Source organism: Hoeflea sp. (genome assembly GCF_984452065.1).
The window spans coordinates 1-8,233 of sequence record NZ_CFHWAF010000171.1 but is presented as its reverse complement, the minus strand read 5'-3'; the positions used below and the strand labels follow the sequence as shown (position 1 = coordinate 8,233).

Below are 8,233 nucleotides of genomic sequence, written 5' to 3'. Positions count from 1 at the left end.
GGCTGGCTGAAGGACGAAGTACGCAGTCAAGCTGTTCAAGCTCCGAGTATGTCGCCAGAAATGGAAAACCTTTTGGTGTCCTGACCATCAGGACAAGCCGTTTATAGGCAAGCTGAAACAGCTTTCCATTGCGGTTTGTCTCATAGGTCACATGCTCAAGAACCGGCTCGCCATCACATGCCTTCAGATAGGCTGCCGCGACCGCATCCCTGCCGCTGTCCGACTGCAGAGCCGTTCTCCAGCCGGTCCCCATGACCCGTCCCGCCAGCGAGCGGGCGCCCACATGGGTGATTTCGGGAATTGCGGACTGGTGCGGCATGCCGAACAACACAAGATCATCGGCCATATGCAGCAGGCTCGCATGCAGGCGCTCATCAGCCTGGCCACCGGCACGTTCCCACGCGCGAAACAGCAATTGCTGGGTGGTGGAAACTTCCGGCGTGTCGAACGCGCTGTCGTCGAGGATCTTAGTGTGAACGGCCATACCCGGCTTCTTCGGCGGCTACAAATTGTGCGATCACCCTGCCGAACAACACCGCGAATCTCTCCCACTCTTCGCTGGTGAAGTGATCCACATCGGTGTGGTTGGCGACGGTGACCGCGATGATATCCCGGGACAGGTGACAGCCATAGTGCTCGCACATGGCATGAAGATATTCCCGGTCATTGGCGTAACGGTCGGGCGCATCGATAATCGACTGAACGGATGGAAGGTCTATGCCGACCATGTTCAGTTTTATCGTTTTCATCATTGATTATTCTTCCCCTGATTTAATGCAATGACTGGTATCGCGCCCGGAGTGTATCGTGTTTTTCAGCCTTTGTCCTTAACAAGATTCTTTGATTTCAGAGCACGCAGCCGGTGGTACTGCTGCTGTATCAGCTTGTGCCGCTTTTCCAGCGAAACCTGTCGGCCGTAATCCTCGATGATCATGTCGGCGGCCCGCGTGGCCTGATCGAACAGATCCAGATCAAGCTCCATATCGGGCTTCTTGGACGAAACAAGCGTGGTTCTGGTACGGCCGCCGGCATCGTCATCGGGGCCGTCGCCCCGGCCCGAGAGCAGCCAGTCGGTCGTCACCTTGAAGCGTTTGGCATATTGGGTGAGTGCCGGACGGCTGACCCCGCGCGAGCCGTTTTCATGCGAGGCATATGTAGAATAGCTGACACCAAGGGCCTCTGCTGCAGTCGTTGCAGTCTTGTAACCGGCGGCTTCCCGCGCCGCTTTCAGTCGTGAGCTCAGATGTGCCATGGCAGAATTATGAAGCCGTTGATTATACAATTGGTGTTTGTATCAGATTACACATTATGCATATCCTATGCACAATATTTGACGATGTAAATTGCATTAACCTGCCGTTTTCAGGAAATTTCTATCACTGTCGTCTGCACCCCGTTGTGCCGGCAGATCCGATCCCCAAGAGGTTCGCCGGCCTTCTCCGCCGGAAAGGGCTTGCAATCTGAAACAGGATACTTACCAGTAAGCGCGGGCCCCCTTGGCGAAATTGGTATACGCAACAGACTTAAAATCTGTCACCCGAATGGGTTTGCCGGTTCAAGTCCGGCAGGGGGCACCATAAACACCTGCCGGTGTCGTCCGGCGTCAGTTGCTGACCGGAAAGCCGCCATGAAGAATGCCGTCGATCATGCCACGGGAGTGATGCGCTCCCTGTTTCCGCCGACGCCGCTGCAGCACAATGTGCATCTCAGCGACAAATACGGTGCGGGGATACTCCTGAAGCGCGAGGACTTGTCGCCCGTGCGCTCCTACAAGATCCGCGGCGCGTTCAACTTCTTCAGCAAGGCCCTTGCCAGCGAAAAACCGGCGGAACGCTTCGTATGCGCGTCCGCGGGTAATCATGCCCAGGGGTTCGCCTATGTGTGCCGCCATTTCAAGAGGCCGGGCGTCGTCTTCATGCCGGTGACGACACCGCCGCAGAAGATCGGCAAGACCCAGTCCTTCGGCGCCGGTTTCATTGAGGTGCGGCTCGTCGGCGACATTTTCGACGATTGTTATGCCGCGGCGCTTGCCTATGCGCACGAAACGCGGGCGCTGATGGTGCCGCCCTTCGATCATGACGACATCATTGAGGGGCAGGCGACTGTGGCCGCCGAGATCGCCAGCCAGTTGCCTGAGGGCCTCGACATCGATCTTGCGGTCATTCCGGCGGGCGGCGGCGGGCTCGCCGCCGGAATGACGGGATATCTGGCGGACCGCCTCGCGCGCGATGCCTTCCTGTTCTGCGAACCGGAGGGCGCACCGAGCCTGAAGCGCAGTCTGGAAGCGGGCGCGCGCGTAAAACTTGAACAGGTCGACAACTTTGTCGACGGGGCCGCGGTCGCCCAGATCGGTGAGCGCAATTTCGATGCGCTGAAGGCGTTCCGGGCCGGCCAGGTCATGCTGGTTCCGGAAAACGCGGTCTGTGTCACCATTTCGGAACTGCTCAACGTTGAGGGCATGGTGCTTGAGCCCGCCGGCGCTCTGGCGATCAGCGCCCTCGACCGGCTCGGCAAAGAACAACTCGCGGGCAAGACAATCGTGGTGATTGTCTCGGGCGGCAACTTCGATTTCGAGCGGTTGCCTGACGTCAAGGAACGCGCGATGCGTTATTCCGGGGTCAAGAAATACTACATTTTGCGTATGGCGCAGAGACCGGGTGCACTCCGCGATTTTCTCAATATGCTGGGTCCCGAGGACGATATTGCGCGTTTTGAATATCTGAAGAAATCGGCGCGTAACTTCGGCTCCATTCTCATCGGCATCGAAACGAAACGGCCGGAGAACTTTGTCGCTTTGACGGGTGCCTTTGACGAGGCCGGTTTGCGCTACGAGGACATTACCGATAATGAAGTCCTCTCCAGCCTGATTATCTGACGGCTGGAATTCACTTCAGAGGGGACCTGCATGTTCAGCCACCGGGATGCGGCGCAAAGGGCGCTGCCTGCCAGCCGATGATGGCCGGAATTGCCGCGCTTGCCGTGGCCTACATCTTTTCCCAGTTCTACCGCTCCTTCCTTGCCGTGCTCACGCCCGTGCTCATCGAGGAGCTTGGAGCCGGCAAGGCCGACCTGTCCTTTGCGTCGGGCATCTGGTTCCTGACCTTCGCGCTCATGCAGTTTGTCGTCGGCATATCGCTCGACCGGTTCGGACCCAGGCGCACGGCGGCCTATCTCTTCGCGGCGGGAACCGGTGGCGGGGCCATGCTTTTTGCCATCGCCACGACGCCGCTGGAGATTATCGTCGCGATGGCGATGATCGGTGTCGGCTGCTCGCCGGTCCTGATGGCGACATTTTTCATTTTTGCCTATCACTTTCCGGCTGCACGGTTCGCCATTGCGTCGTCGTGGTTTGTGGCTGTCGGAACGGCCGGCAACGTGATCGGCGCCAAACCGCTCGCCATTGCGGTCGAAAGTCTCGGCTGGCGCGAGACGATGATTGGCCTTGGCGTGATTTCCCTGCTGACGGCGCTGGCGATCCACCGGTTTGTGCGCGATCCGCAGATTGAGAATACGGAAGGCCCAAGCGGCGGTCTTTCAGGATACTGGACGCTTTTGAAGATGCCGGCGCTGTGGCTGATCATCCCGTTGATGGCGGTCAATTATGCGCCGGCGGCCGGTGTGCGCGGACTTTGGGTCGGGCCGTATCTTGCGGATGTGTTCGGCGCCTCGACGCAACTGATCGGAACGATTTCGCTGTTCATGGCCATTTCCATGATCCTCGGCAGCGTTATCTACGGACCGCTCGACACGTTGTTCAGGACCCGCAAATGGGTTGCCTTCCTCGGCAATTGCGGCGGCGCGGTCGCGCTTTTCGCGCTGGCGCTGTTCCCGGTCCAGCCGCTCTGGCAGGTGACCGTTCTGCTCTTTGCGGTCGGTCTGTGCGGGGCGAGCTACGGGGTGCTCATGGCCCATGCGAGAGACTATCTTCCGCAGCACCTTACCGGACGCGGCGTCACGCTGATGAATTTCTTCTCCATCGGCGGTGTCGGTCTCCTCCAGTTCATTGCCGGACAGATGGCCGAGGCGAGTTACGATCCGGCGGTGCCGCAAGCGACCTATTCGCTGCTTTTCGGAACCTATGCGGTCCTGCTGGCGGTCACGGTGATCGTCTATCTGTTTTCCACCGACCGCAAGCCGGGCTGATGGCCCGGACTTGCGCTAGAGCGAGCTCTAACGGCTTTGCGGAAGCTGGCCGATCCAGTCGGTGATGATGCCTGCTACCAGCTGCGTTGTCGAAGGTGACCGTGCGTCGCCGGCGATGACGTGATTGTCATTGTCGCCGCTCTCTTCGATCAGGACGGTCTGTGTGTCCGCGCCCCATGCGGAGGCCAGGGCCCGGGTTTCCTCCGCGCGAACGACGTTGTCTTCGGGTGAGTAGATGAAGAGTGCGGGGATCTCCGTTTGCGCCACATCGGACGCGCGCGTCAGCTTGACGATTTCGGCCATCGGCAAAAGGGCTTCCGTCGGATATTCGTAGGTCCAGTTGTGGCGGTGCTGATCGTTGACGGGCTCGAAGGACCGCCTTTTGCCGCTGACCAGATGCAGAATCTGCTTCGCCCATGGAATGGTCAACAGGAAGGAGCCGGCGGTGTTGACGCCGTAATTGGGCGAGATGTTCACGATCCCGGCGACGTCGTCGGTCAGTCCCGGCTGCGTTGCGGCCCAGGTGACCAGGGTTCCGCCTGTGGATGTGCCGACGAGCACAACCCGTTCTCCGAGCTTGCGCCCGACGGCCATCGCTTCCGCCACATCATTGACCCAGGCTTCCACCGTTGCGTCCGCCATGGCGTCGTTGCTGCGACCGTGGCCGGTCAGGCGGGTGTAATGGAGATTGGCCCCGAGATTGCGGGCGACAATATCCATGACCGGGCGTATTTCACCCGCAGACGCGGAAAACCCGTGCACATAGACCAGTGCAACCGGCGTTCGCGCCTTCGAATTCGGGTAGGCCCAGACGATCTGCTTGCCCAGGCCGTCGCGTATGTCGGAAAAACGCGCTTCGATACGATCGAGATAGGCCTCGACATCTTCACCGATCGCTGCCGGGTCGAAGCGGATCTGGGTGGAAACGGCCGTGCGCGGCCCCATGTAGAAGACAATCGCTCCGGCACAAACGAGCAGCAGGACAGCGTAGACAATCTTGCGCGTTCCGGACCGTTTTGCCATTGCGGGCCCTCCCGTTTGACGCACCCTAAGCGCGAACCTCACCGCATATCAATGTCGATGTTCGGGCGGTCGATAATCTCGCGCAGCGCAAAGGACGAGTTGATGCGGACCACATGGGGAAGGGCGGACAGCCATTCCTTGTGAATGTGCTCATAGTCCTGGAGATCCCTGGCGGCAACGCGCAGGATATAATCATATTCTCCGGACATGAGATAGCACACCAGCACATTCGGGCAGCGTTTGACCGCGGCCTCGAACTCGCTCAGGGTTTTTTCGAACTGTCCGGAAAGCGAAATATGCACGATCGCGGTCATTTTGTGGTTGAGCGCCTTGTTTGAAAGACGCGCGTGATATCCCCGGATCGCCCCCGATTTTTCCAGAATGTCGAGGCGCCGGGAGCAGGCCGACGGTGACAGCCCGACCTTTTCGGCAAGGTTGGCGTTGGAGATTCGGCCATTTTCCTGAAGCGTACGCAATATGGCGATATCGATCGTATCAAGTTCATTCATTCAAATTTTCTTCTGCATTTTGTATATTTACGCAATTTTATGCGAAAACCGGCAATGATTCAAACAGAATTCGCAAGGACATTTCGCGGCCTGTGTGCTGGAATGACCTCAAGAACGAATTGCGCCTGGAGGCGCCCTGGAGGCGCATTGCATTTTTGGAGAAACGCCCATGCGAGTTGGATGCCCAAAGGAGATCAAGGACAATGAATTCCGCGTTGGCCTGACGCCCGGTTCGGTCCGTGAATATGTCGCTCATGGTCATGAGGTCATCGTCGAGACCGGTGCCGGTGTGGCGATCGACGCCGATGACGGCGTCTATCAGGCTGCCGGCGCGAAGATCGTGGCGACGGCAAAGGACGTGTTCGAGCAGTCGGACATGATCGTCAAGGTCAAGGAACCGCAGCCGGGTGAGTGGGCAGTGCTGCGCGAAGGCCAAATTCTCTATACCTATCTGCATCTTGCGCCGGACCCCGAGCAGACGAAAGGTCTTGTCGAATCCGGCTGCACCGCCGTTGCCTACGAGACCGTGACCGACGATCGCGGCGGGCTGCCGCTTCTGGCGCCGATGTCGGAAGTTGCCGGACGGCTTTCGATCCAGGCCGGCGCGACCGCGCTGCAAAAGGCCAGTGGCGGGCGCGGCGTGCTGCTCGGCGGCGTGCCGGGCGTGCTGCCGGCCAAGGTGACCGTCATCGGCGGCGGCGTCGTCGGCATCAATGCGGCAAAGATGGCCGTCGGCCTTGGCGCGGATGTCACCATCATCGACCGTTCAATCCCGCGACTTCGCCAACTGGACGATATTTTCAACGGCCGTATCCACACCCGCTATTCCACGATCGAGGCGCTTGAGCACGAAGTGTTCTCAGCCGATGTCGTTGTCGGCGCGGTTCTCATTCCGGGCGCCGCGGCGCCGAAGCTCGTCACCCGCGACATGCTTTCGGGCATGAGGAAAGGTGCCGTGATCGTCGATGTTGCGATCGATCAGGGCGGCTGCTTTGAAACCTCGCGCCCGACCACGCACTCCGAGCCGACCTATGAGGTTGACGGTATCATTCACTATTGCGTTGCGAACATGCCGGGCGCCGTACCGGTGACCTCTGCCCACGCGCTCAACAATGCGACATTGCATTACGGCCTCCAACTGGCGAACAAGGGGCTGAAGGCGATTGCCGAGGACCGGCATCTGCGCGCCGGTCTGAACGTACACCGCGGCCGCATTACCAACGCGCCCGTTGCCGAAGCGCTTGGTTACGACCTTGCCGAGGCGGAGATGGTTCTTCAGGTCGCCTGATTGAACAATCGATACGGTTTGAGGCCGCCCGCACTGGTCGGGCGGCTTTTTCATGCAAAGACGGCGGGCGACTGCCGTGCGTTTGCAGAGTGTCAGAGCCCGGCCGCTGAAGCCAGGATGAACGCGTCATTCAGGCAATCGGCAGGATACATGTCACGGGGATTTCGTCATTTGCAGCAAGTCGCTGTCGCTCAAAGGGTGGAGGAACGTCTCGCTCTGGCCGATCGGGGTAAAGCCGAGCTTCTGGTAAAGCGGCAGCGCCGCGGGGTGATCGAGGGTACAGGTGTTGACCGTCACTTTCAGCGGGCTTGCCTCCCAGGCAGCCTCCAGTGCCTGTGACAGCAGCCAGCGGCCGAGGCCGTGCCCATGGGCATGCGGCATCAGGCCGAAATATTCCAGATTGACCGTTTCGGTATCCGTCTGGCAAAGCTCGAAGAAGCCTGATGGCGCGCCGTTGAGATAGAGGACGTTGATGGATGTCGCCGGCGCATGCACGATTTTGGAAAGCGCGTCGTCTTTCAGCCGCAGCCTTGCCACCCAGTGCCATTCGCGGCCCGTGCGGTATTGCAGATAGCGGTAGAAATGCAGCGGGATGTCCTGCTGCTTCATCAAGGCCACATGCAGGTTGACTGGCATCGGGCATAAAAGCGTCGGGCGCTGTTTCTGCTCGAGATAGGTGACGACCGCTTTGAGCGGCGCGTGGCCTTTCGCCATTAGGGTTCTCCGGTAGCGACGGGTGTGTCTTCGCGGGCGCCCCATTGCGACCAGGAGCCGTCATAGAGCTTTGTGTTCTCATTGCCGAGCGAGTGCAGGGCGAGCGTGATCACCGCCGCCGTCACGCCGGAGCCGCAGGTGGTGACCACCGGGCCGTTCGGATCTATCCCCGCCTTTACAAGCGTTGCGCGCAGGTTTTCAAGCGATTTCAGCCTTCCGTCCTCGGAGAGCGAAAAGACGGGTACGTTCCTCGCGCCGGGCATATGGCCTGATCGCATGCCCTCGCGCGGTTCCGGCTCCTCTCCGGTGAAGCGTCCGGCGCTGCGCGCATCCGCGATCTGGCCCCCGCCGCTTGCAACAATGGCCAGCATCTGATCGATATCGGCCACCCACTCTTTTTTGAACGCGGCTTTGAACGTCCCGCGGGCATATTCGGGCCTATCCGCCGTTACCGGCCTGCCATCGGCCTTCCACCGGTCAAAACCGCCGTCGAGCACGAAGACGTTCGGTGCGCCCATGACACGGAACATCCACCATACGCGCGGTGCGGTGAACA

At 59.9% G+C, this 8,233-nt stretch carries 10 protein-coding genes and 1 tRNA gene; 4 read left to right on the top strand and 7 right to left on the bottom strand.

Annotated features, from left to right (window positions below; translation table 11 throughout):
- From AC5E6N_RS21770 to AC5E6N_RS21760, 3 genes are all read right to left on the bottom strand, one after another.
- The coding region (locus AC5E6N_RS21770; protein ID WP_491749778.1) for a hypothetical protein at window positions 1-484 on the bottom strand (484 nt) is incomplete at its 3' end.
- Window positions 468-752 (bottom strand): hypothetical protein, encoded by a 285-nt coding sequence (locus AC5E6N_RS21765; protein ID WP_491749777.1) that lies wholly within the window; start codon window positions 750-752, stop codon window positions 468-470. The genes AC5E6N_RS21770 and AC5E6N_RS21765, both read right to left, overlap by 17 nt.
- 62 nt (window positions 753-814) lie before the next feature.
- Complete coding sequence (locus AC5E6N_RS21760) at window positions 815-1,252, bottom strand: helix-turn-helix domain-containing protein (protein ID WP_491749776.1); 438 nt, start codon at window positions 1,250-1,252, stop codon at window positions 815-817.
- Between the two features lie 238 nt (window positions 1,253-1,490).
- Here AC5E6N_RS21760 and AC5E6N_RS21755 point away from each other — a divergent pair.
- The 3 genes from AC5E6N_RS21755 to AC5E6N_RS21745 all read left to right on the top strand — a co-directional run bounded on the left by AC5E6N_RS21755 (window position 1,491) and on the right by AC5E6N_RS21745 (window position 4,143).
- A tRNA-Leu gene (locus tag AC5E6N_RS21755) sits at window positions 1,491-1,577 on the top strand.
- Window positions 1,578-1,627: 50 nt separating this feature from the next.
- Complete coding sequence (gene ilvA, locus AC5E6N_RS21750; protein WP_491749775.1) at window positions 1,628-2,875, top strand: threonine ammonia-lyase IlvA; 1,248 nt, start codon at window positions 1,628-1,630, stop codon at window positions 2,873-2,875.
- A gap of 77 nt (window positions 2,876-2,952) precedes the next feature.
- Window positions 2,953-4,143: an MFS transporter gene (locus AC5E6N_RS21745; protein ID WP_491749774.1), complete on the top strand. Its 1,191-nt coding sequence runs from the start codon at window positions 2,953-2,955 to the stop codon at window positions 4,141-4,143.
- Between the two features lie 27 nt (window positions 4,144-4,170).
- Here AC5E6N_RS21745 and AC5E6N_RS21740 read toward each other — a convergent pair whose 3' ends face one another.
- Entirely contained in the window at window positions 4,171-5,166 is a 996-nt protein-coding gene (locus AC5E6N_RS21740; protein ID WP_491749773.1) for an alpha/beta hydrolase, read from the bottom strand.
- A gap of 38 nt (window positions 5,167-5,204) precedes the next feature.
- On the bottom strand, window positions 5,205-5,675 hold the full coding sequence (locus tag AC5E6N_RS21735) for an Lrp/AsnC family transcriptional regulator (protein WP_491749772.1): 471 nt from the start codon (window positions 5,673-5,675) through the stop codon (window positions 5,205-5,207).
- A gap of 169 nt (window positions 5,676-5,844) precedes the next feature.
- Here AC5E6N_RS21735 and ald point away from each other — a divergent pair, with 169 nt between their 5' ends.
- The gene (gene ald, locus AC5E6N_RS21730; RefSeq protein WP_491749771.1) at window positions 5,845-6,963 is read left to right on the top strand and encodes an alanine dehydrogenase; all 1,119 of its coding nucleotides are present in this window, start codon (window positions 5,845-5,847) and stop codon (window positions 6,961-6,963) included.
- Between the two features lie 153 nt (window positions 6,964-7,116).
- Here the strand turns inward: ald and AC5E6N_RS21725 are convergent, their stop codons facing one another.
- Window positions 7,117-7,677: a GNAT family N-acetyltransferase gene (locus AC5E6N_RS21725; protein ID WP_491749770.1), complete on the bottom strand. Its 561-nt coding sequence runs from the start codon at window positions 7,675-7,677 to the stop codon at window positions 7,117-7,119.
- Window positions 7,677-8,233: sulfurtransferase (locus AC5E6N_RS21720; RefSeq protein WP_491749769.1), on the bottom strand; the 557-nt coding region annotated here is incomplete at its 5' end. The genes AC5E6N_RS21725 and AC5E6N_RS21720, both read right to left, overlap by 1 nt.

Excerpts from the sequence above, each read along its gene's own strand:
- AC5E6N_RS21765 (WP_491749777.1), bottom strand. The coding sequence starts at position 752 with ATGATGAAAACGATAAAACTGAACATGGTCGGCATAGACCTTCCATCC.
- AC5E6N_RS21760 (WP_491749776.1), bottom strand. The coding sequence starts at position 1,252 with ATGGCACATCTGAGCTCACGACTGAAAGCGGCGCGGGAAGCCGCCGGT.
- ilvA (WP_491749775.1), top strand. The coding sequence starts at position 1,628 with ATGAAGAATGCCGTCGATCATGCCACGGGAGTGATGCGCTCCCTGTTT.
- AC5E6N_RS21745 (WP_491749774.1), top strand. The coding sequence starts at position 2,953 with ATGATGGCCGGAATTGCCGCGCTTGCCGTGGCCTACATCTTTTCCCAG.
- AC5E6N_RS21740 (WP_491749773.1), bottom strand. The coding sequence starts at position 5,166 with ATGGCAAAACGGTCCGGAACGCGCAAGATTGTCTACGCTGTCCTGCTG.
- AC5E6N_RS21735 (WP_491749772.1), bottom strand. The coding sequence starts at position 5,675 with ATGAATGAACTTGATACGATCGATATCGCCATATTGCGTACGCTTCAG.
- ald (WP_491749771.1), top strand. The coding sequence starts at position 5,845 with ATGCGAGTTGGATGCCCAAAGGAGATCAAGGACAATGAATTCCGCGTT.
- AC5E6N_RS21725 (WP_491749770.1), bottom strand. The coding sequence starts at position 7,677 with ATGGCGAAAGGCCACGCGCCGCTCAAAGCGGTCGTCACCTATCTCGAG.